At 41.5% G+C, this 19,997-nt stretch carries 24 protein-coding genes; 17 read left to right on the top strand and 7 right to left on the bottom strand.

Annotated features, from left to right (window positions below; genetic code table 11):
• Nucleotides 1-11 precede the first annotated feature (11 nt).
• Complete coding sequence (locus HUS61_RS11070) at nucleotides 12-602, top strand: SIS domain-containing protein (protein WP_054560969.1); 591 nt, start codon at nucleotides 12-14, stop codon at nucleotides 600-602.
• On the top strand, nucleotides 602-2,041 hold the full coding sequence (gene hldE, locus HUS61_RS11065; protein WP_175082450.1) for a bifunctional D-glycero-beta-D-manno-heptose-7-phosphate kinase/D-glycero-beta-D-manno-heptose 1-phosphate adenylyltransferase HldE: 1,440 nt from the start codon (nucleotides 602-604) through the stop codon (nucleotides 2,039-2,041). Before HUS61_RS11070 ends, hldE begins: the two co-directional genes overlap by 1 nt.
• On the opposite strand, the gene HUS61_RS11060 is transcribed toward hldE, so the two are convergent.
• Nucleotides 2,031-2,753: a 3-deoxy-D-manno-octulosonic acid kinase gene (locus HUS61_RS11060; RefSeq protein WP_175082449.1), complete on the bottom strand. Its 723-nt coding sequence runs from the start codon at nucleotides 2,751-2,753 to the stop codon at nucleotides 2,031-2,033. The two genes, hldE and HUS61_RS11060, sit on opposite strands and share 11 nt — an antisense overlap.
• A gap of 124 nt (nucleotides 2,754-2,877) precedes the next feature.
• Between HUS61_RS11060 and HUS61_RS11055 the strand changes: the two genes are divergently transcribed.
• The 6 genes from HUS61_RS11055 to glpG all read left to right on the top strand — a co-directional run bounded on the left by HUS61_RS11055 (nucleotide 2,878) and on the right by glpG (nucleotide 8,098).
• Nucleotides 2,878-3,936 carry a glycosyltransferase family 9 protein gene (locus HUS61_RS11055; protein WP_175082448.1) on the top strand — a complete coding sequence of 353 codons (1,059 nt, stop codon included), beginning with the start codon at nucleotides 2,878-2,880 and terminating at the stop codon, nucleotides 3,934-3,936.
• The gene (gene gmhB / locus HUS61_RS11050) at nucleotides 3,936-4,487 is read left to right on the top strand and encodes a D-glycero-beta-D-manno-heptose 1,7-bisphosphate 7-phosphatase (RefSeq protein ID WP_175082447.1); all 552 of its coding nucleotides are present in this window, start codon (nucleotides 3,936-3,938) and stop codon (nucleotides 4,485-4,487) included. The genes HUS61_RS11055 and gmhB overlap by 1 nt, the downstream gene beginning before the upstream one ends.
• Nucleotides 4,488-4,636: 149 nt before the next feature.
• The gene (locus tag HUS61_RS11045; protein ID WP_119852429.1) at nucleotides 4,637-5,833 is read left to right on the top strand and encodes a glycine C-acetyltransferase; all 1,197 of its coding nucleotides are present in this window, start codon (nucleotides 4,637-4,639) and stop codon (nucleotides 5,831-5,833) included.
• Between the two features lie 55 nt (nucleotides 5,834-5,888).
• Nucleotides 5,889-6,914: an L-threonine 3-dehydrogenase gene (gene tdh, locus HUS61_RS11040; protein ID WP_054551064.1), complete on the top strand. Its 1,026-nt coding sequence runs from the start codon at nucleotides 5,889-5,891 to the stop codon at nucleotides 6,912-6,914.
• Between the two features lie 54 nt (nucleotides 6,915-6,968).
• Entirely contained in the window at nucleotides 6,969-7,286 is a 318-nt protein-coding gene (gene glpE, locus HUS61_RS11035) for a thiosulfate sulfurtransferase GlpE (RefSeq protein ID WP_054560963.1), read from the top strand.
• A complete protein-coding gene (gene glpG / locus HUS61_RS11030) occupies nucleotides 7,283-8,098 on the top strand; it encodes a rhomboid family intramembrane serine protease GlpG (protein ID WP_175082446.1) in 816 nt (271 codons plus the stop codon). Before glpE ends, glpG begins: the two co-directional genes overlap by 4 nt.
• A gap of 41 nt (nucleotides 8,099-8,139) precedes the next feature.
• On the opposite strand, the gene HUS61_RS11025 is transcribed toward glpG, so the two are convergent.
• Nucleotides 8,140-8,511: a flagellar basal body-associated protein FliL gene (locus HUS61_RS11025; RefSeq protein WP_370316945.1), complete on the bottom strand. Its 372-nt coding sequence runs from the start codon at nucleotides 8,509-8,511 to the stop codon at nucleotides 8,140-8,142.
• Nucleotides 8,512-8,712: 201 nt separating this feature from the next.
• On the opposite strand from HUS61_RS11025, the gene HUS61_RS11020 reads away from it, so the two are divergent.
• Both HUS61_RS11020 and ubiA read left to right on the top strand, forming a co-directional pair.
• A complete protein-coding gene (locus HUS61_RS11020) occupies nucleotides 8,713-9,258 on the top strand; it encodes a chorismate lyase (RefSeq protein ID WP_175082444.1) in 546 nt (181 codons plus the stop codon).
• Nucleotides 9,255-10,133 (top strand): 4-hydroxybenzoate octaprenyltransferase, encoded by an 879-nt coding sequence (gene ubiA / locus HUS61_RS11015; RefSeq protein ID WP_058585825.1) that lies wholly within the window; start codon nucleotides 9,255-9,257, stop codon nucleotides 10,131-10,133. The genes HUS61_RS11020 and ubiA overlap by 4 nt, the downstream gene beginning before the upstream one ends.
• On the opposite strand, the gene HUS61_RS11010 is transcribed toward ubiA, so the two are convergent.
• The 4 genes from HUS61_RS11010 to HUS61_RS10995 form a co-directional block, all read right to left on the bottom strand.
• Nucleotides 10,134-10,754 (bottom strand): 2OG-Fe(II) oxygenase, encoded by a 621-nt coding sequence (locus tag HUS61_RS11010; protein ID WP_175082443.1) that lies wholly within the window; start codon nucleotides 10,752-10,754, stop codon nucleotides 10,134-10,136.
• Nucleotides 10,755-10,894: 140 nt separating this feature from the next.
• Complete coding sequence (locus HUS61_RS11005) at nucleotides 10,895-11,782, bottom strand: LysR family transcriptional regulator (RefSeq protein ID WP_054560958.1); 888 nt, start codon at nucleotides 11,780-11,782, stop codon at nucleotides 10,895-10,897.
• Between the two features lie 115 nt (nucleotides 11,783-11,897).
• Nucleotides 11,898-13,424, bottom strand: a complete 1,527-nt coding sequence (locus tag HUS61_RS11000; RefSeq protein ID WP_175082442.1) for a response regulator — start codon at nucleotides 13,422-13,424, stop codon at nucleotides 11,898-11,900.
• 51 nt (nucleotides 13,425-13,475) lie between these two features.
• Nucleotides 13,476-13,883: a DUF2721 domain-containing protein gene (locus tag HUS61_RS10995; RefSeq protein ID WP_054560956.1), complete on the bottom strand. Its 408-nt coding sequence runs from the start codon at nucleotides 13,881-13,883 to the stop codon at nucleotides 13,476-13,478.
• Between the two features lie 86 nt (nucleotides 13,884-13,969).
• On the opposite strand from HUS61_RS10995, the gene HUS61_RS10990 reads away from it, so the two are divergent.
• The 3 genes from HUS61_RS10990 to tsaD all read left to right on the top strand — a co-directional run bounded on the left by HUS61_RS10990 (nucleotide 13,970) and on the right by tsaD (nucleotide 15,985).
• The gene (locus HUS61_RS10990; RefSeq protein WP_055198283.1) at nucleotides 13,970-14,335 is read left to right on the top strand and encodes a DUF2007 domain-containing protein; all 366 of its coding nucleotides are present in this window, start codon (nucleotides 13,970-13,972) and stop codon (nucleotides 14,333-14,335) included.
• Nucleotides 14,319-14,909 (top strand): YjaG family protein, encoded by a 591-nt coding sequence (locus tag HUS61_RS10985; protein WP_058585822.1) that lies wholly within the window; start codon nucleotides 14,319-14,321, stop codon nucleotides 14,907-14,909. The genes HUS61_RS10990 and HUS61_RS10985 overlap by 17 nt, the downstream gene beginning before the upstream one ends.
• A gap of 62 nt (nucleotides 14,910-14,971) precedes the next feature.
• On the top strand, nucleotides 14,972-15,985 hold the full coding sequence (gene tsaD, locus HUS61_RS10980; RefSeq protein WP_175078453.1) for a tRNA (adenosine(37)-N6)-threonylcarbamoyltransferase complex transferase subunit TsaD: 1,014 nt from the start codon (nucleotides 14,972-14,974) through the stop codon (nucleotides 15,983-15,985).
• A gap of 9 nt (nucleotides 15,986-15,994) precedes the next feature.
• Here tsaD and plsY read toward each other — a convergent pair whose 3' ends face one another.
• The gene (plsY, locus tag HUS61_RS10975) at nucleotides 15,995-16,597 is read right to left on the bottom strand and encodes a glycerol-3-phosphate 1-O-acyltransferase PlsY (RefSeq protein WP_063527714.1); all 603 of its coding nucleotides are present in this window, start codon (nucleotides 16,595-16,597) and stop codon (nucleotides 15,995-15,997) included.
• A gap of 228 nt (nucleotides 16,598-16,825) precedes the next feature.
• Between plsY and folB the strand changes: the two genes are divergently transcribed.
• The 4 genes from folB (at nucleotide 16,826) to mpl (ending at nucleotide 19,976) form a co-directional block, all read left to right on the top strand.
• A complete protein-coding gene (gene folB / locus HUS61_RS10970) occupies nucleotides 16,826-17,182 on the top strand; it encodes a dihydroneopterin aldolase (protein ID WP_055021570.1) in 357 nt (118 codons plus the stop codon).
• 1 nt (nucleotide 17,183) lies between these two features.
• Nucleotides 17,184-17,672, top strand: coding sequence for a 2-amino-4-hydroxy-6-hydroxymethyldihydropteridine diphosphokinase (gene folK / locus HUS61_RS10965; protein WP_054560952.1), 489 nt, complete (start codon nucleotides 17,184-17,186; stop codon nucleotides 17,670-17,672).
• Complete coding sequence (locus HUS61_RS10960; RefSeq protein ID WP_175082441.1) at nucleotides 17,669-18,472, top strand: undecaprenyl-diphosphate phosphatase; 804 nt, start codon at nucleotides 17,669-17,671, stop codon at nucleotides 18,470-18,472. Before folK ends, HUS61_RS10960 begins: the two co-directional genes overlap by 4 nt.
• Nucleotides 18,473-18,632: 160 nt before the next feature.
• On the top strand, nucleotides 18,633-19,976 hold the full coding sequence (mpl, locus tag HUS61_RS10955) for a UDP-N-acetylmuramate:L-alanyl-gamma-D-glutamyl-meso-diaminopimelate ligase (protein ID WP_175082440.1): 1,344 nt from the start codon (nucleotides 18,633-18,635) through the stop codon (nucleotides 19,974-19,976).
• Nucleotides 19,977-19,997: the final 21 nt, after the last annotated feature.

Here is a 19,997-nt window from a genome sequence, read left to right as displayed (position 1 = left end):
AAGGAATTTATATGTCTAATCTTGATTCTGTAGCGGCAAGCTACCTCGAAAGTTTAAATCGTCATCAAATGTTATTTGAAACGATGGAAACCTATCACCCTGAAGTAATGCAACTACTCGAAGCTTGTCACAGCGCTTTGCAAGCAGGTGGTAAGGTTATTTGGTTTGGTAATGGCGGTAGTGCGGCTGATGCACAGCATTTAGCTGCTGAGTTTGTCGTACGTTACAAATTGGAGCGCGGTCCACTGGCTTCTATCGCATTAACAACAGACACCTCAATTTTAACCGCTCACAGTAACGACTATCACTTTGATACTGTATTTGAGCGCCAAGTGCAGGCGTTATGTAAACCTGAAGATTTGGTGATTGGCTTAACCACCTCAGGCACTAGCCCTAACATCAATCTTGCACTGGCAGCGGCAAATGAAATTGGCGCCTTTACAGTCGCATTAACGGGCCGAGATGGTGGCAAGGTAAAAGATATCGCTAAGCTACCTATTATCATTAAAAATGATGAAACAGCGCGTATCCAAGAGGCGCATATGTTCATCGGACATTGGCTATGCGAAGCCATCGATATGGTTGTCGCGGAGCAAAAGTAATGGATTTAGCGTTACTAAAAAGCCTTTCAAAGGCACGTATTTTGGTCGTTGGTGATGTCATGCTAGATAGGTACTGGCATGGCGATTCAGGACGTATTTCGCCTGAAGCCCCGGTACCTGTTGTTAAAGTCAGTAAATTTGAAGATAAAGCTGGTGGTGCAGCAAACGTCGCAAAAAATATTGCCCGTTTAGATGGTAAAGTGGGCCTACTCGGTTTAGTTGGTGAAGATGAAAGTGGGCAAATCCTCGAAACAATTTTAAGTTCAGAGAAAATTGATTCGCAACTAGTGAGTGTTTGTGATTTACCGACTATTTCTAAAATGCGAGTAATCAGCCGTCATCAGCAAGTTGTTCGTTTAGACCTTGAAGAGAGCTTTACTGAGCAACACAGCCAATTGTTATTAAACCGTTTAGAGCTGGTTTTAGATGACTACGATTTTGTGTTGTTTTCTGATTACAACAAAGGCTCGCTGAGCTTAATTCAACAAATGGTTCAGGTTGCAAAGAAAGCAGGTAAAACGGTTCTTATTGATCCTAAATCATCTGATTTAAACTTATACCGTGGTGCCGATTACATAACCCCTAACTTAAACGAATTTAAGCTTGCTGGTGGTTTGACGGACTCTGAGCAAAGCTTGACTGACAGCGCTCGTAAGTTAATTAGTGAAGCGGGCATCGCTGCGATGCTATTAACGCGCTCAGAGCAGGGGATGTCGTTAATCAGCCAAGCAGAAAAACATGACTTTGCAGCCCAGCAGCTAGAAGTTAGCGATGTTACTGGCGCAGGCGATACTGTAATCGCGACGCTTGCAGTGATGCTTGGTGCGGGTATGGCTGCAAAAGATGCAGTTGAAATTGCCAACCTTGCTGCCGGAATTGCGGTGAGTAAACTGGGTGCCGCAACCGTGTCGCCAGAAGAGTTGAGCCGTAAGCTAGGTCAATATTTACAGCAAACCGGCGAGCATTATCAAACCCCGTTTGAAGATGTGCTTCAGCACATTGAGTTTGCTAAGCAAAATGGTGAAAAAATAGTGTTCACTAATGGCTGTTTTGACATTCTTCACGCAGGCCATGTGCGCTACCTTGCTCAGGCAAAAGCACGAGGAGACAGACTGGTTGTTGGCTTAAATAATGACGAATCAATCTCTCGTTTAAAAGGCCCAGAAAGACCAATTAATCCGTTGGATGAACGCGCCATGGTATTAAGTGCGCTAGCGTCTGTTGATTGGGTTATCCCATTTGGCAGCATTGAAGAAAATGACACGCCAGCTAAGCTTATTGAGCAAATTAGCCCTGATGTACTGGTTAAAGGCGGTGATTACACCGTTGACCAAATTGCCGGTGCCGAGCATGTATTACGCCATGGCGGCAAAGTCGAAGTACTTGAGTTTCTTAATGGGTGCTCAACATCAAACGTAATTAGCAAAATTAAGTCTTAAGCAATGCTTGGTAGTCACACACCAGTGACTGCCAATCACTTTGTTGCCAATGCATCACTTCATTACGGCCTTGCTCTTTTGCAAACGAGCGGGCAAGACGCTTAATGTTCTCTGTTTGCCAGCTAGCGTGCGGTTGTTTGATTTCACCGCGGTCAAAGTCGATGATAAACACCTTACCTGTATCATCGAACAGTATGTTATTGATGTTTAAATCTGCGTGATAGACGCCATGATTGTGAAACTCGCTGAGGGTGACTGCTATCGCTTTTAGCTCAGACTGGCTAAGTGGGCGCGTGATTAAAATATCTAACACGCTTTTTGCGCCAGTTACAGCTTCGGTAATGATATCGCCGCGATAGATTAAGCCACGAGTGGTCACTTTTGCCGCAATAGGTGTAGGCACATTTAGGCCAAGCTCAATTAAGCGAATCATCAGTGTAAACTCTTTATAAACACGAGTTTGCTTTAAACCAAAATATAAGTACTGATCGCTCAGCAACTTACCTATTAAACCACCACGCCAATAGTGACGCAGAACGCCTGTAAGTTGTTGATGTTTAAAAAACCACGCTGTCGCGCGGCCTTTTTTTGCACCAACGATTTTATCTTGCTGTTGCCAATAATTGGCATCGAACCACTGTGGCGTGAGCTCATCTTTATAAGCCGGGTGACACAAAAGGGTGGTGTTTTGCAGATGCTGAGTTTCAAACATAACAACTTCAAGATTAAATAAAATTAGCGCTATCTTACCGTATTTTTAGCTTTTCGCATAAGTGCTTGCATTAGCATCAAGTTAATTTAAGATCGCATATTATTTGCTGTAGCTAAGGACGCACGTGACTCAATCAACCTCCTATTCAGATATTTGTATTTTAAGGCTTTCGGCTATTGGTGATGTATGTCATGCCGTATCAGCAGTGCAAGCGATTCAAAAGGCACATCCGAAGGCAAAAATTACCTGGGTGATTGGTAAAGTTGAGGCCATGTTACTGGCTGATTTACCAGGTGTTGAGTTTGTTGTATTCGATAAAAAGCAGGGCAAGCAGGCTTATCAGCAACTAAAAGATTCGTTCAAGGGGCGTAAATTTGATGTGCTATTACATATGCAAGTAGCACTAAGAGCGAATCTAGCAGCCCGTTGTATTCCGGCAAAAGTCAAAGTGGGGTTTGATTGGGCGCGCTCAAAAGAGTTACATAGCTTGTTTATTAATAAGCGTATTGCCCCGCAATCAGAGGCGCATGTATTAGAAGGCTTTAAAGGTTTTGCTCAAGCAATAGGGACCCCTGATTACAAACCTCAATGGCAAATGCCAATTACTGCACAGCACCAACAAGCAGCCGATGCGCTATTAGGCGATGAGCGTTTAGCCGGGCGTATTTTTGTTATCTCGCCTGCGGCAAGTAAAAAAGAGCGTAATTGGTTACCTGAGCGTTATGCTGCACTTGCTGAATATGCTCATCAACAAGGCTTTTCGGTGGTTATTACTGGCGGCCCAACCCCTTTAGAAATTGAACTTGCCGAGCAAATTATCGCGCAGAGTTCGGCACCTGTGCTTAACTTAGTAGGGAAAACTCAACTAAAAGAACTGTTATGTGTTTTGAAACGTGCGGCGTTAGTGTTAGCTCCTGATACTGGGCCTGCGCATATGGCCGTAACGGTCGGAACGCCTGTTATTGGTTTGTATGCCCACTCAAACCCAAAACGCACAGGACCTTATTTATATCAAGATTATGTTGTTGATGTTTATCACCAAAATTTACGTGAGCAAACAGGCAAAACGGCGCAAGAGCTACCTTGGGGAACACGCGTTAAAGGGGCTGATTTAATGGCGCAAATAAGTATTGAAAAGGTGATTTCGATGTTTGACCACGTGGTAGATAAAGAGCAATTGTAATGAGCAAAGTTTTATTTTTAGACCGTGATGGTGTGGTCAATATTGATCATGGCTATGTATACAAACCAGAAGAGTTTGAATTTGTACCCGGTGTATTTGAGGCGTGCAAAGCCTTCACTGATGCGGGCTATAAAATTGTGGTGGTAACTAATCAGTCAGGTATTGGCCGTGGTTATTATTCAGAGCAAGATTTTTACAACCTCACTGAGTGGATGAAAGGCGAGTTTTTACGCCATGGCGTTGCTATTCTTGATGTCTATTTTTGTCCGCATCATCCAAGCAAAGCAGAACCTGCCTATTTGCAAGAGTGTAATTGTCGTAAGCCTTCTCCAGGTATGCTTTTACAAGCCATTGATGAGCATCAAATCGATCCATCTCAAAGTATTATGGTTGGTGATAAGCTTGGCGACCTTATTGCCGCTGAGAGAGCCAATATCGCTACCCGCGTTTTAGTTCGTTCAGGGCAAAATTATGCCGAGTCAACAGAACAACATGCCGATGTAGTCTGTGAGTCTTTAGCTGAGTTACCTGCTTTAATTTTACAGTCTTAGCAGGTAAGACCAGTTTTATTTCGCAAGCCTTAAGGTCTGCGACGAACTGCAAACAGTGCAATTGTTCGGCTAAGCTTTTACAATAGGCGCAAAATTTAAAGTCACGCTAATCATTTCTGGTTAGATACAAGAATATGTGGAGATTACAGATGAGAGCATCTGCGTTTTTTAATCAGTTGCAGCAGCAAATTGATGAAGTGAAAGCTGAAGGCTTATACAAAAGCGAGCGTATTATCACGTCACAGCAACAAGCTCAAATTGAAGTTGCCTCTGGTGATAAGGTTATCAACTTTTGCGCTAATAACTACCTTGGCTTAGCAAATAGCCCAGAGTTAATTAAAGCAGCTCAACAAGGCCTTGACGATCACGGTTTTGGTGTTGCCTCTGTACGCTTTATTTGTGGTACTCAAGATATTCATAAAACTTTAGAACAAAAGATCTCTGAGTTCTTAGAAACCGAAGACACTATTCTTTACTCATCATGTTTTGATGCAAACGCAGGTTTATTTGAAACAATCTTAGGCCCAGATGATGCAATCATCTCTGACGCACTAAACCACGCTTCAATCATTGATGGTGTACGTCTTTGTAAAGCAAAGCGTTTCCGTTATGCAAATAACGACATGAGCGACCTTGAAAAGCAACTAATTGCTGCTGATGAAGCGGGCGCTAAAACTAAGCTAATCGCTACTGACGGCGTTTTCTCAATGGACGGCGTTATTTGTAACCTTGAAGCGGTTTGTGACCTTGCCGATAAATATGATGCATTAGTGATGGTTGATGACTCTCACGCGGTTGGTTTTGTTGGTGAAAATGGTAAAGGTACGCCAGAGTACTGCGGTGTACTAGACCGTGTTGATATCATCACAGGTACGCTTGGTAAAGCACTTGGTGGCGCATCAGGCGGTTACACATCAGGTAAAAAAGAAATTGTAGAGTGGTTACGCCAACGCTCTCGTCCTTACCTTTTCTCAAACTCACTTGCACCATCAATTGTTACTGCATCAATTAAAGTACTTGAGATGCTAAGCAATGGCGGCGAGTTACGCGCTAAACTTTGGGATAACGCAAAGTATTTCCGTGAACAAATGGAAGCAGCAGGATTTACCTGTGCAGGTAAAGACCACGCTATTATCCCTGTCATGTTAGGCGATGCTAAAGTTGCTTCAGCCATGGCTGACAAATTACTTGCTGAAGGTATTTACGTAACAGGTTTCTCATTCCCTGTAGTACCTAAAGGCCAAGCACGTATCCGTACGCAAATTTCTGCGGCGCATACAAAAGAGCAATTAGATACCGCTATTGCTGCCTTTACCCGTATTGGTAAAGAAATGGGTGTTATCTAATTTTATTCCCTAAACCGAAGCTTTTGCTTCGGTTTTGTTTAATTGAGTGTAAATCATGAAAGCATTATCTAAATTAAAAGCAGAACCAGGGATCTGGATGACTGATGCGCCAAAGCCTGAAGTTGGCCATAACGATCTGCTTATTAAAATCCGCAAAACAGCAATTTGTGGTACAGATGTCCATATTTATAAATGGGATGAGTGGGCACAAAATACAATTCCTACGCCAATGGTTGTTGGCCACGAATATGTAGGTGAAGTGGTTGATATGGGTCAGGAAGTACGTGGTTTCCAAGTGGGTGACCGTGTTTCTGGCGAAGGCCATATTACCTGTGGTCACTGTCGTAACTGTCGCGCTGGTCGTGTGCATTTATGTCGTAATACAACAGGTGTTGGTGTAAACCGTGAAGGTGCATTTGCTGAATACCTTGTGATCCCAGCTTTCAACGCATTTAAAATTCCAGATAACATTCCTGATGAACTAGCATCAATCTTTGACCCATTCGGTAATGCAGTACACACAGCATTGTCGTTTGACTTAGTAGGTGAAGACGTATTAATCACAGGTGCTGGTCCAATTGGTATTATGGCAGCCGCTGTTGCTAAACACGTGGGTGCACGTCATGTGGTTATCACTGATGTGAACGAATACCGCCTAGATTTAGCGCGTAAAATGGGCGCGACTCGTGCTGTAAACGTAGCAACTGAAAAGCTTGAAGATGTAATGAAAGAGCTTGGCATGACCGAAGGCTTTGATATTGGTCTTGAAATGTCAGGTGTGCCAGTTGCATTTAACAGTATGCTAAACAACATGAATCACGGCGGTAAAATTGCCATGTTAGGTATTCCACCTTCAGATATGGCGGTTGATTGGAACCAGGTTATTTTCAAAGGTCTAATTATTAAAGGTATTTACGGCCGTGAAATGTTTGAAACTTGGTATAAGATGGCGAGTCTAATTCAGTCAGGCCTTGATCTGAAACCAATTATCACTCACCAGTTCTCCGTGGATGACTTCCAAGCAGGCTTTGATACAATGATTTCAGGCCAATCAGGTAAAGTAATCCTCAACTGGGATTAATACCGAGTAATTTGATAAGGCGGCTTTGGCCGCCTTTTTAGTTTAGAGAGTACTATGTCGTATAAACATATTTCAGTGAGCGAAACATTTGCGCTGTTAGATAAAGAAGAGGTTGTGATTGCCGATATTCGCGATCCTAACTCATTTCAAACTGGGCATATCCCAGGCGCTGAGCATTTATCAAATGCTAATATCAGCGAATTTATGATGCATAAAGAGTTTGATCAGCCAATCATCATTGTTTGCTATCATGGTGTGAGTTCTCAAGGTGCTGCGAGCTATTTAGTAGAGCAGGGGTTTGAAGACGTATACAGCATGGATGGTGGCTTTACAGCTTGGCAGACACAACTTCCGGAGCACATTGAACGATGATTGAGTTGGGTAGCATAAATAATCCTCGCGCCGCACAAGGCTTTATAGATTACATAAAAAGTAAGGGCTTACATGGAGAGCTGCGCTCGCAAGATGGACAAACTGTGATTATTTGTGTTGCTCCAGAGCACTTTCATCAAGCTCAACCTCTTTGGCAGGAGTTTGCTGCTAACCCTCATGACGAAAAATACCAACAAGCTTCATGGCAGGTAGGCAGTACACAATCGCCTCTGTCATATCAAGGGCAATCCCTTAATTTAAAAGCTCGCTTTAAGGCATTAAGCTGGCTAAACCGTACGGTTACTTTAGTCTCGATAGCTATATTTATTGCCTTCTTATTAGGTGGTTTTGAAACTATTTACAGTATGTTGCAGTTCAACCCTGCACAGCCACTAACTTGGTTTACACCTGCCATTGTGCATTTTAGCGCTATTCATCTTATTTTTAATTTGATCTGGTGGATGACGCTGGGTAACGATATAGAAAAACGCAGTGGCAAATTAACCTTAGTGGGTTTATTTTTAGTGACGGCATTCATTAGTAACTGGGCACAGTTTTTAGTAGTTGGGCCTAACTTTGGTGGTCTAAGCGGCGTTGTGTATGGCTTACTTGGTTTTTGTTGGATTTACAGCGTAATGAGACCTTCAGAGCCGCCATTAGTAAGTAATAGCATCGTTGGTTTTATGCTGGTTTGGCTTATTCTAGGCTTTGTAGATATGTTGCCAGTGAGTATGGCAAACTGGGCACATTTAGCGGGGTTATTGGCAGGTATGGCTTATGCTGTGTCAGACAAGCTGCTTTCACGCAAATAATCGCGTAAATAAAAATGGCGGCTTATGCCGCCATTTTACAATTAATGATATAAATACTTAGTAAATAACACTTCTCTGACAATCTCTTGTCCTGTTTCTTGTTTTAGTAGTGCTTTTAACTTTTCGGTGCAGCGCTTTCTAATTTCTTCGCGGCCGGTCAGTGATTTAATGTTTTCTTCAGGCTCTTTTGAGAGTATTTCAACAATTGCATCACGCAATAGTGGAGTGTGGTGTTCTACCACTGAAATATCAGCCATATCATTGAGCATGAGATCCACCGTAATACGAACATAGCCTAGTTTTTTATTACCTTGGCCAATGTAGTTAGTGATGATGTCAGGCTCAAAACCAAAGTAGCCAACATTTGATTCAGCGCGTACAGACCAACTTGTTGTAGCGCCAACAAGCAGCATGCTTATCAAGTAAATTGATAACAATGATTTTTTCATAGTTAAGAATATTCCACCCTTTCAATGATTTTTAGTCTATACCCAAATTCACTTAAGATACAGGCTGTTCTGCGTTTTTTAACCCTGCTTGAGATTAAATCATGACTTTTTCGAAACGTGCAGCAGTGATATCATTTGCACGGTTTTTAAAAATAATGAGTCGTTGTGATCACATTCCCAGTTTCATTAGCTGCAAATTGGCAGCCTGCTTCAGCATTTCCAAATTTGACGCAACAACAGCAAGGTTGGTTGCTTGAGGCCGGGTCATTAACGGCCAAGCTTAAAAGTCACTGTCAGGCCTTTTCAGTTAAAGTTTTAAACGAAGCGCCATTTGACCTAACCGCCGAGCAACAGGCGTTGCTCAATACCTCTCTAAGTCAGGCATTAAATCGCGAAGTGTTACTTCTATGCGATGGTAAACCAATGGTTTATGCACAAAGCTGGTTGCCGGCAGATGATACATTAAAAAAGCAGCAGTTACTAAGTATGGGAACAAGGCCGCTTGGTGATGTTATTTTTCAAGACCCAAGCTTATCGCGCACAGAAATAGAAGTTGCTGAATTTTCACAGCAGCACGCTATCCAAGCTTTAACATCTGAAATTGGCTTCTCTTCACAACCATTGTGGGGAAGACGCAGTGTTTTTAGCTTATCTAATGCTCATTTTCTCGTGGCTGAAGTATTCTTACCTGGAGCGTATATTTACCTATGAAGCTAGCTGCACTTAAGGTCGCACATATACCTTACTATAAACAGTTAATGCGTACCGATAAGCCAATTGGCACCTTGTTGCTATTATGGCCAACTTATTGGGCGCTGTGGCTTGCTGAGCTTGGCACACCGAGCTTATTAAATTTTGTGGTTTTCAGTTTGGGCGTCTTTGTGATGCGCAGTGCTGGGTGTGTAATTAATGACTTTGCCGATCGTAAGATAGATGGCTCTGTTAAGCGCACAGCCCAGCGACCGCTGGCAGCAGGTTTGGTATCAAGTGGTGAAGCTCTGAGTTTGTTTGTACTGCTTATTGTGGTGGCCTTTGGTTTAGTGTTAACACTCGGATGGTCAACGATATTACTATCGTTTGGTGCCTTAGCACTGGCGTTTTGTTATCCCTTTATGAAGCGCTACACGCAACTACCGCAAGTTGTGCTTGGTGCTGCATTCAGCTGGGCTATTCCAATGGCCTATATGGCATCGATTGGCTCAGTGCCATTAGAAGCCTGGCTACTATTTACCGCGAATCTTGTTTGGACTGTGGCTTATGACACTATGTATGCCATGGTTGATAGAGATGATGATTTAAAGATTGGCGTTAAATCAACAGCAATCTTGTTTGCCAGCTATGACAGACACATCATTTTTTTACTCAATGCCTTGTTTATTACGATTCTTGCTTACATAGGTATGAGTAATCACCTTGGTTTTCCTTATTGGCTGGGCTTAGCTGCAGCGGTTGGTTTTTTACTTTATCAACAAATGCTTATTCATAAACGAGAGCGAGATCCTTGTTTCAAAGCATTTTTGAATAACCATTATGTAGGGTTAGTGATTTTTATCGGTATAGCAGCATCCTTGCCACTGCCATTTTAATTACCTTGGTGGGTCGATAATGCCGCTGATTGAGGCATTTTTTCTGAACCAGCCCGCAATAGAGTAGCGTACATCGCTTGCGGGTAATACTTCATGCATAAAGCGTTCGCTTTCAAACATAACCAATAAGCCCGCTTGAGGTTTAATAACTATTTCAATGTCTTTACTTTTTGGTTTGTAGATCACCAATTCACCGCCAGACTCTGGCGTATTTAAGTAACAAACCGTTGTAAAAATGCGATTCGAACGGCCTTTGAAGGCATCATAGTGCTTTTTATAAAAGTCACCTTGTTGATACTTTGCATAATGGCATTCATAATCAAATAAGCCTAAATAGAAGCTACGGTTTAACTGTGTCTTTATTGCTTCCATGGTCGCCAGATAAGTAATTTGTGCTTGGCTAGAGCTATCAAACCAAAAGGTTTTATCTTTACGCACAGTTTTATCTATTTGTTGGTCGTTTAATCGGCCAATACCTGCGGTATGAAAATGCGGATTAATGCGATAGCAATCTGCAATTAAATCAGCAATTAAGCTTTCATCAATCGCGTTTTCAACAACAGCATATCCTGTACGTTCAATAGCATCTAAGTATGTGTCGGTAATTAGCGGTGCGGTCATTCATGTGCACAATCAAAAAAAGGTGCGTAAGTGTATATGAAAAATTCTGCGATGCACGCTTTTTATGCAGTAAAAGATGAAGAAATAAAGGGGATTGGCTAGCCTGATTAATTACAGGCTAGCAGTATATATTATAGCTATTAGCTTTGGCTTGATAACGCCGTTTTTTCAATGAGGTCAAGTAAATGACTAACATGAGAATTCTCATTGATTTGTTGATTTGTTTGGATCACAAGCTGCTCGTGTGCGATACCTTTATTGGTTTTCAATAACAGTAAATCTGGGTCTGAAGAGACAATATTTGTGTGTTCAATACTGGCTATTGCGATGTGGTTTGACTTTTTAAGGCCATCCATTACTTGCTCGATGCTACCTACTTTGATGCTTGATGTTTTATCAAAAGATTCGATAGCATCGTTTAGCATAGCTTGCACTTGTTTAGACTGTGAAAAACAGCTGTACATAGGGTAGTCTGCAAAGTCGCGTTTACTAATGTCGCTCTTATGCGCAAGTGGGTGGTTTTTAGCTACAAAAATAATCAATTGATCAGGTAAATGTATATCACTACCAATGCTGTTCATTGCCTGCGAGCATACGCTAATATCAATTTCACCTAATTGCAGTTTACGTACAAGTTCACTTTGCTCTTGTAGTTGCATCTCGATTTTTACATGCGGATACTGCGCTAAAAATTGGCCGCAAGAAACAGGCACAACCGTGCTTGCCTTGTTGGTATAACCAATAACTAATTTTTCGTTAGTGCAACCATTTAAAGATTCGAATAAACGCTTTTTGGTTTCTTCTAGGTTGTCGAGGGTTTGTTTAGCGTACTCAAGGAAAAGTTCACCTTCTTTGGTTAACTTAACTGAGCGTGTAGAGCGGGTAACGAGCTCATAACCAATTTCATCTTCGAGCGTCTGAATACTGCGAGTTAACGCTGAAGTGCTTATTTGGGTTTTTTCTGCAGCTTGTCGGAAATGCCTCAGCACCCCGAGCGCCACAAATTGTTCAAGTTGTTCAAATCTCACTTTAATAGTCCCTTGTTATAAGTAAGCCTTTTACGTCCAGGCAATATTATACTTCACGGTAGGCATAGTAAATTATTGTACCTATTTTGGGAAGTGTTTTACAGAAAAGTTACATCTAATCAGGATAACGGTCCTTAATCTCTAAGAAAAGTGGTAAATTTTCAAGTAATAAGTCGACTAGAATTGGATCAAAATGTTTCGCGCGCTGATCTTTTATGAGAGTTAACGCCTCTTCTAATGGCCAAGCCTTCTTATAACAACGGTCGCTGCAAAGGGCGTCAAACACATCGGCGAGGGCGGTTATGCGGCCAACTATATTAATATCGTCTGCCATTAAACCTTGCGGATACCCTGAACCATCCCACTTTTCATGATGCTGGTAAGAAATTAAAGCACCGCATGTCAATATCTCGTTACTTGAGTTTTTTAATATTTCATAGCCGATTTCTGCATGGGTCTTCATTATTTCCCACTCATCATCAGTGAGTTTACCAGGTTTATTCAATATGCTGTCTGGAATGCTGATTTTACCAATGTCATGTAGCGGTGAAGCAAGCTTAATAATTTCACATTGAAATGGGTTAAGCTCTGAAAGCTGAGCAAGTAACTCACTATATAAAGCAACACGTTTAACGTGAGAGCCGGTTTCTTTAGAGCGTTTTTCTACTGCTTCTCCAAGAATGTACGACAGCTCTTTTTGCGATTCTTTTACCATTTCTCTGAGTTTTAAATTATCGTAAGCAAGCGCGATATTGTTGGCATAAAACTCTAATAGTTGATGTTCTGTGGCCTGTAACTTACTGCCTTTATGAACATAAAGCATGGTTTCAAGGCCGGCTTTGGTAGGAAAGTAACCAATATAATCATTACTTGTTTTTAGTGATGATTTTCGCTCATGTGCATCTATAAATAAGTTTTTTACTTCATCAGGAATGGTGTTTTGCTGTGGTGTGGGGCCTACACCTGAGGCTGCAAGTAATTGAAAATCTTTTGCTGGTGACGATTGTAGATTAACGGCCGCAGCACAATAAATTTGCGTGTCAATAATGCCCATCACGTTAGTAACATGGCTTAAAATTGTTGAAGCAAATTCATGAACACTGTCACATTTTAAAAAGTTAGCAGACGCGTTGATGATCTGTTCAAGACCATGCTTGTGGCGATCAATAATTTGAATGTCGCGATGTGCTCTTAACGCCGAGTAGAGCAAGGTTTTAATTTTAATCGCGGTGAGCTCAGTTTTGTTTTTATAATCGTTAATGTCGTAATCGCGGATAATCGCTTCTTCAGGGGCTTCACCTGGCTGACCTGTGCGAAGAATTAAACGAATATCGTGGTTTTCTATTTCATCGCGAATGTATTGAATAAGCTCAAGACCAGCATGGTTGGTTTCCATTACCACATCAACTAGAGCAACAGAAAAGGGAATATCTTTTTTTAAAAACTCTTTTGCTTCCGCCGCAGAGTATGCGTCATAAAAGCGCAGACCTTTATTTTCGAAAGTGAAGCCAGCTAATACTAGTTTCGTAACTTGATGGATATCTTCTTCATCATCAACAACAAGAATATGCCAGTATTCAGGCTCTTCAGTTTCTATATTATTTTCTTCTAACTGTTCTTCAGAAAATAAGAAATCATCCACAAAAACACCACTTATTGTTGTATCTCATACAATAAGTATAGAGGCAGAAATTTACTCTGCCTTATCTGAAACTGGTTTTTTTTCGATATTCTTTAATTCGATTTCAATAGCATCACAAGAAATGTGGATCTCATACAAAGAGGTGAGAAGTGATAAGGCTAAGCAAGCGAGGCTGATACCAAATAAAATGATTCCTGTAGTATTAAACTCTATAAATAATGCAAACATTGATAAGGTACACATCAGAAAAGAGGCAACACCATAAACCTGCATCACCCTAATGAGTTTAATGCGTTTTCTTAAATTGGTAATTTGTGCAACAACTAATGGGCGGATACTTTCCCCTTCACGTGCATTGAGTTCTCTAATAAGCTGAGCAAGCACCAAAAAACGGTTGGTGTAAGCAAGTAACAGTAAAGAAATTGCTGGGAATAACAATCCCGGTGTTGTTAAAGTCATGTGGCTACCTTGAAATAAGCATTGCAGCGAAGTTAGTTGCTAGCGTAGTTTAGGATTTAAAGATAGAAAAGTAAAAGGGAAGTGATTTGCAAAACAATAATTTAAATCAACCTGCTAAGCAGGACCCATTCGCTTGGGTGAAAGTGTTTCAGGCTGAAAATGGCTTAGAAGCCAACATTATTAAAGGGCTTTTAAAAAGTAAAGGGATCGAATCGCAACTGCAAGGTGAGCTTTTACAAGGGGCGCTTGGAGAGATCCCATTTGAACAAACAGGGGTCGATATACTCGTTTACGCATTAAAAGAGCGCCAGGCGCAAGAAATATTGCTAAACTACCGGCAATTAAAACAATCGGCTCCTGACTGGGTATGCCCTAAGTGTCATGAGCTTAACGGAGCAACATTTGAAATATGTTGGTCTTGTGGGACTGTAAAGAATGACAAAAGCGAATAATTTTCAACGTATTAGAGAATTAAACTATTTGCAAAAAGCGGTATTAGGTGGCGCATTACTTGAGCGTATGCTGCCTAATTACAGCTTATTTAGTGAAGCAACAGGGTTTGGTGATGCCGCGGTTTTTCGTAGCGCATTAAGTGTCTGCTGGGAAAAAATCTTACTACCAAAAAGTAAGATTAGCCTTGAAAAGCAAATTGAAAAAATAGAGCCGAATGTGCCAGAGCTTACTGACTTTGACATGTTCGGGACTTATCCCGCAATCGATACAGCAACCGCTTTGCTTGGCATGTTGCACGGTTTGATAGCTAAAGATGAACAAGAGTTTTTAAATATTAGTAAAATTTCACAGGCTTCAGTGGCTCGTTTTATTGAATATCAACTAACAGTAGATGGTGAAATTGCTGATAACAAAGCTGTTCGTGAACACCCTCTAATGCAGTATGAAATTGATGTACTTGCTGAGCTTATTGATTTTGTAGAGCAAATGGGCCGAATTACCTCCCAGAACGTAAAAGAGCTTAAGCAACTTGCAGTATCTGACGGCCAAACCAACATCGGTATTGCAATTTAATATTCAGTAATGCGTATTTTCACTGTAAAATACGCGTTTGTTTTTTCTTGGCGGAGTAATTGATGCGAATTTTAGGTATTGAATCATCATGTGATGAAACGGGTATTGCCATTTATGATGATGAACAAGGCTTATTAGCACATCAACTGTATAGCCAAGTAAAAGTGCATGCCGATTACGGCGGTGTGGTACCTGAGCTTGCGTCACGCGATCACGTACGTAAAACCTTACCTTTGATTGATGCTGCTTTTGCACAAGCTGGTTGTGGCCCAGAAGACTTAGATGGCATTGCTTACACCGCAGGCCCTGGACTTGTTGGTGCACTCCTTGTGGGAACCTCTATTGGTCGCTCATTGGCCTATGGTTGGAATATTCCTGCTGTTGCTGTTCATCATATGGAAGGCCACCTACTTGCGCCAATGCTTGAAGAGGACAAACCGGAATTTCCGTTTATCGCACTACTGGTGTCTGGCGGTCATACTATGATGGTTAAAGTATCTGGCATTGGTGAATACGAAGTGCTGGGAGAGTCAGTTGATGACGCTGCCGGTGAAGCATTCGATAAAACCGCGAAGTTATTAGGTCTTGATTACCCTGGTGGCCCACGTCTAGCAAAACTTGCGGAGCAAGGTACGCCTGAGCGTTTTGTATTTCCACGTCCGATGACTGATAAACCTGGCTTAGATTTTAGCTTCAGTGGCTTAAAAACAGCGGCATCGCTTGCGATTCGTGATAGTGATGATGACGAGCAAACCAAAGCTGATATTGCTCATGCATTCCAAACAGCGGTAATAGATACCCTAATCATTAAATGTAAGCGTGCATTAAAGCAAACAGATATCAAACGTTTAGTGATTGCCGGTGGTGTAAGTGCAAACGTGCAATTGCGTGCGCAACTTGAACGAGTAATGCAAGGCATGAAAGGGCGCGTTTATTACCCGCGCACAGAGTTTTGTACAGATAACGGCGCTATGATTGCTTATGCTGGTATGCAGCGTTTGAAAGCAGGTCAGTTTGCTAGCCTTGATATGAAAACAAAGCCGCGCTGGCCTATTGATTCACTCGAAGCACTTTAATTTATAACACTATTCCTGCTCTGGGGCTTTTTTCTTAGCCCCTACTTTAGGCTCTTCCCCTGCCATCAAGCGAGTAATATTTGCTCTGTGACGGAAAATTATCAACACGGTTAAAAAGGTAACTGGCAAGGTATACAAAGGTTTTATCCACCAAGTATAAAGAGGTGCTAATGAAACCGTAACCAGTGCCGCAAGCGATGAATATCGTGTGATAGCAATAATTATGAGCCAGGTTGCGATCAGCATTCCACCTAGCGATAAACCAATGGGTAATAACGTGCCAAAAGCGGTCGCGACAGCCTTACCACCTTTAAAGCTAAAAAACAGCGGATACATATGCCCTAAACAGGCTGCCACACCAATTAAACCTAACATTAGCGGGTCTATTTTTAAAAAGTAGGCACCCCAGACAGGGATGGTTCCTTTTAAAATATCAAAGACAAGAACTAAAACAGCGGGGACTTTTCCACCAAGGCGATAAACATTTGTAGCACCAGGGTTATTCGATCCATGACTGCGTGGGTCTGGTAGTTTAAACAGCCGTGATACAAGGATAGCGGAAGAGACCGATCCCAGTATGTAAGCTAAAACTAACATTAAAACTTCTAACACGCGCTTCCTTATTTTTTAATCTGCACTTTTGGGCTATCATTGGCGGCAAAACCATCTGCCGCTCTCATCGAGTAGAATGTAAGCACCTTATTGCAATGCATCTATCCGTTATTGTAGGGGTAATTTTTATATATTAAAACAGTATGACAGCTTATATAGCGCATTATTGTTATCAATAAGCGTTTAGTATGAGGAGTTGTTTTAATATTCATGTCACTTGGAGTATCAATGGACAAGGTATATATATCACAACTACATGTAGACACCATTATTGGCGTGTATGATTTTGAAAAAGAAAGTAAACAAAGCCTGTATTTTGATATCGAAATGTTATGTGATATTTCTGCCGCAGCGGCAACTGATGATATAAATTTAGCACTTGATTACGCCAAAGTGAGTGAGCGAGTGATTGAACACACAACGGCAAAACCAGTTGAGTTACTTGAAACTTTAGTTGAGCAATTAGCTGCCATTATTTTAGCTGAGTTTGCGACTAACCAAGTCACTATACGTGTTAGTAAACCAGCCGCAGTGCCACAAGCGCAAACTGTGGGAGTTGAGATCACCCGTCGTAAGGCAAACTAACATGGCGCAAATATTTATAAGCTTAGGCTCTAATGTCAATAAAGAGCATTATCTTCGACAAGCGCTTATTGCCTTAAAGCCTCACTTTCCAGACTTTATACATTCGTCTGTGTATGAAAGTGAAGCGGTGGGGTTTGCAGGTAGTAATTTTTATAATTCAGTGGTCGCAGCAAAAACAGATATGCCATTAGCTGAACTATGTAAACTACTGAAAAAAATTGAGCTTGATAATGGCCGCACTCGTGAGGATAAAAAGTTTAGTCCTCGCACATTAGACCTTGATTTATTGTTTTATGATGACATTATCTGTGATTCGCCTGCGCAATTACCGCGGGATGAAATAACCAAAAATGCGTTTGTATTGCAGCCTCTAGCTGAAATTGCTCCCGATTTTTATCACCCCGTAGCTAAGCTAACTTTGGCTGAGTTATGGAATAATTATAACAACCCACAACAAAAACTATGGAAGGTGGAGTTTTCTAACCCATGAGTATTATTGAGATAATTGTTTTAGCCTTAATTCAAGGATTGACTGAGTTTTTACCTATTTCGAGCTCAGCTCATTTAATTTTACCCTCACAAGTTTTAGGTTGGCACGACCAAGGCTTAGCATTTGATGTTGCGGTACACGTAGGTACGTTAGGTGCGGTGGTACTGTATTTTCGTAAAGAAGTGGTGGATATTCTCGGCGCTTGGTTTAAATCATTTGGCTCACAAGGAGCAACCGATGATAGTCGTTTAGGCTGGTGGATTATTGTAGCGACTATACCTGCATTATTAATTGGTTACCTATTCAAAGATTTTGTTGAAAGCTACTCGCGTAATGCATGGGTTATAGCCACCTCAACCATCGTATTTGGTTTGTTACTTTGGTATGCCGACGTAAAAGCAAAGCAAGTTAAGAATATTTACCAAATAAACTTTTTTACCGCGTTATTGTTAGGCTTTTCGCAAGTGCTCGCTATGGTTTTCCCTGGAACATCGCGTTCAGGTATTACCATTACTGTGGGTTTAATGCTGGGCTTAAACAAGCAAAGCGCTGCCCGTTTTTCATTTTTAATGTCAATTCCTGTGATTGCCGCAGCTGGTTCATATTATGTGTATCAGTTGGCTACAGCGGGCGAGGCGATTGATTGGCATGCAATTCTATTAGGCGCAGGTTTATCATTTGTATCGGCTTATGCATGTATTTTCTTTTTCTTAAAAGTGATTGAGCGCATGGGCATGATGCCATTTGTTATCTATCGCTTACTATTAGGTGTAGGTTTGTTTGCATTCTTAATGCTGTAAAATAGGCTTTAAACTTAATAAGAAAACACCTCAAGTTGAGGTGTTTTTTTATGTTGGCTATTTGGCAATACTCTAATGCCGTGTAGTAATGGTAAGTAAAGCTTATATTTGGCATTATAACGCCTTACTTATCTCTTATTCATTTTGCTCAGGACAGTAGATGCATATTCATATTCTTGGAATTTGTGGCACCTTTATGGGTGGTATTGCCGCAATCGCTAAATCATTAGGTCACACAGTGACAGGCTCTGATCAAAATGTGTACCCACCGATGAGCACGCAATTAGAAGAGCTAGGAATTATGCTCACCCAAGGTTATGACGTTGCCCAACTAGAACCCGCGCCAGATATGGTCGTCATTGGTAATGCTATGAGTCGAGGTAACCCTTGCGTTGAATACGTACTTGATAAAGGCTTGCCTTATACTTCAGGCCCAGAATGGTTAAAGCATAATTTATTGCAAAACTCGTGGGTGTTGGCTGTGGCCGGAACACACGGCAAAACGACTACAGCCAGTATGCTGGCATGGTTACTAGAATACGCAGGAATGAAACCGGGCTTTTTGATTGGCGGTATCGTACAAAATTTTGGGGTGTCTGCTCGTGTTGGCGAAACGCCATTTTTTGTTATTGAAGCCGACGAATACGACACGGCATTTTTCGATAAACGCAGTAAATTTGTTCATTACTTACCGCGTACCTTAATTCTAAATAATCTTGAATTTGATCATGCTGATATTTTTGAAGATTTAAACGCGATAAAGAAACAATTTCACCACTTGATGCGTACATTACCCTGTAGTGGCAAAGTGATCTGGCCAAGCCAAGATGAAGCACTACAAGATGTGATTGAACGTGGCCTTTGGAGCGAGAGCGAAACACTCTCGGGTGATTGGGATTACCGCTTGCTTAAAGCTGATGGTAGCGAGTTTGAAGTGCTATTAAATTCGCAAGTGCAAGGTGTTGTCAGCTGGCAAGCCATGGGTGAGCACAATGTCAAAAATGCCATTATGGCCATTGCAGCAGCCAGACACGTAGGCATCGCGGTATCGGTCAGTATTGCAGGCTTAGCTGAGTTTATCTCTCCTAAGCGCCGTATGGAGCTTAAAGCCGACATTAACTCGATAAAAGTGTATGACGACTTTGCCCATCATCCAACGGCAATTAAAACAACCTTAGCAGGGCTACGTGCAAAAGTAGGCACTGATAAGATAATTGCTATTTTAGAGCCTCGTTCAAACACAATGAAAATGGGCGTGCATCAACAAACCCTGATTGATTCACTCGATGCAGCAGATGATGTGTATTTATTTGAGCCAGAAAATTTAAGCTGGTCGTTAAAAGAATACGCAGACAAAGCAGGTATGCATTGCATGAAAAGCACTGAGGAAATCATTACTCAGGTTGTTGGCAACAGTGCGCCGTCACAACATATTTTAATTATGAGTAATGGTGGTTTTGAAGGTATTCATCAGCATTTAATCACTGCCCTTGAACAAAACTAACCAGTATACGGAGCTTAACTG

It is taken from the genome of Pseudoalteromonas sp. 0802 (assembly GCF_013350085.1).
In the GTDB taxonomy this organism is placed as follows: domain Bacteria; phylum Pseudomonadota; class Gammaproteobacteria; order Enterobacterales; family Alteromonadaceae; genus Pseudoalteromonas.
This window is presented reverse-complemented; position numbering and strand designations above follow the sequence as displayed.

Excerpts from the sequence above, each read along its gene's own strand:
- HUS61_RS11070 (WP_054560969.1), top strand. The coding sequence starts at position 12 with ATGTCTAATCTTGATTCTGTAGCGGCAAGCTACCTCGAAAGTTTAAAT.
- hldE (WP_175082450.1), top strand. The coding sequence starts at position 602 with ATGGATTTAGCGTTACTAAAAAGCCTTTCAAAGGCACGTATTTTGGTC.
- HUS61_RS11060 (WP_175082449.1), bottom strand. The coding sequence starts at position 2,753 with ATGTTTGAAACTCAGCATCTGCAAAACACCACCCTTTTGTGTCACCCG.
- gmhB (WP_175082447.1), top strand. The coding sequence starts at position 3,936 with ATGAGCAAAGTTTTATTTTTAGACCGTGATGGTGTGGTCAATATTGAT.
- HUS61_RS11045 (WP_119852429.1), top strand. The coding sequence starts at position 4,637 with ATGAGAGCATCTGCGTTTTTTAATCAGTTGCAGCAGCAAATTGATGAA.
- tdh (WP_054551064.1), top strand. The coding sequence starts at position 5,889 with ATGAAAGCATTATCTAAATTAAAAGCAGAACCAGGGATCTGGATGACT.
- glpE (WP_054560963.1), top strand. The coding sequence starts at position 6,969 with ATGTCGTATAAACATATTTCAGTGAGCGAAACATTTGCGCTGTTAGAT.
- glpG (WP_175082446.1), top strand. The coding sequence starts at position 7,283 with ATGATTGAGTTGGGTAGCATAAATAATCCTCGCGCCGCACAAGGCTTT.
- HUS61_RS11025 (WP_370316945.1), bottom strand. The coding sequence starts at position 8,511 with ATGCTGCTTGTTGGCGCTACAACAAGTTGGTCTGTACGCGCTGAATCA.
- ubiA (WP_058585825.1), top strand. The coding sequence starts at position 9,255 with ATGAAGCTAGCTGCACTTAAGGTCGCACATATACCTTACTATAAACAG.
- HUS61_RS11010 (WP_175082443.1), bottom strand. The coding sequence starts at position 10,754 with ATGACCGCACCGCTAATTACCGACACATACTTAGATGCTATTGAACGT.
- HUS61_RS10995 (WP_054560956.1), bottom strand. The coding sequence starts at position 13,883 with ATGACTTTAACAACACCGGGATTGTTATTCCCAGCAATTTCTTTACTG.
- HUS61_RS10985 (WP_058585822.1), top strand. The coding sequence starts at position 14,319 with ATGACAAAAGCGAATAATTTTCAACGTATTAGAGAATTAAACTATTTG.
- tsaD (WP_175078453.1), top strand. The coding sequence starts at position 14,972 with ATGCGAATTTTAGGTATTGAATCATCATGTGATGAAACGGGTATTGCC.
- folB (WP_055021570.1), top strand. The coding sequence starts at position 16,826 with ATGGACAAGGTATATATATCACAACTACATGTAGACACCATTATTGGC.
- folK (WP_054560952.1), top strand. The coding sequence starts at position 17,184 with ATGGCGCAAATATTTATAAGCTTAGGCTCTAATGTCAATAAAGAGCAT.
- HUS61_RS10960 (WP_175082441.1), top strand. The coding sequence starts at position 17,669 with ATGAGTATTATTGAGATAATTGTTTTAGCCTTAATTCAAGGATTGACT.
- mpl (WP_175082440.1), top strand. The coding sequence starts at position 18,633 with ATGCATATTCATATTCTTGGAATTTGTGGCACCTTTATGGGTGGTATT.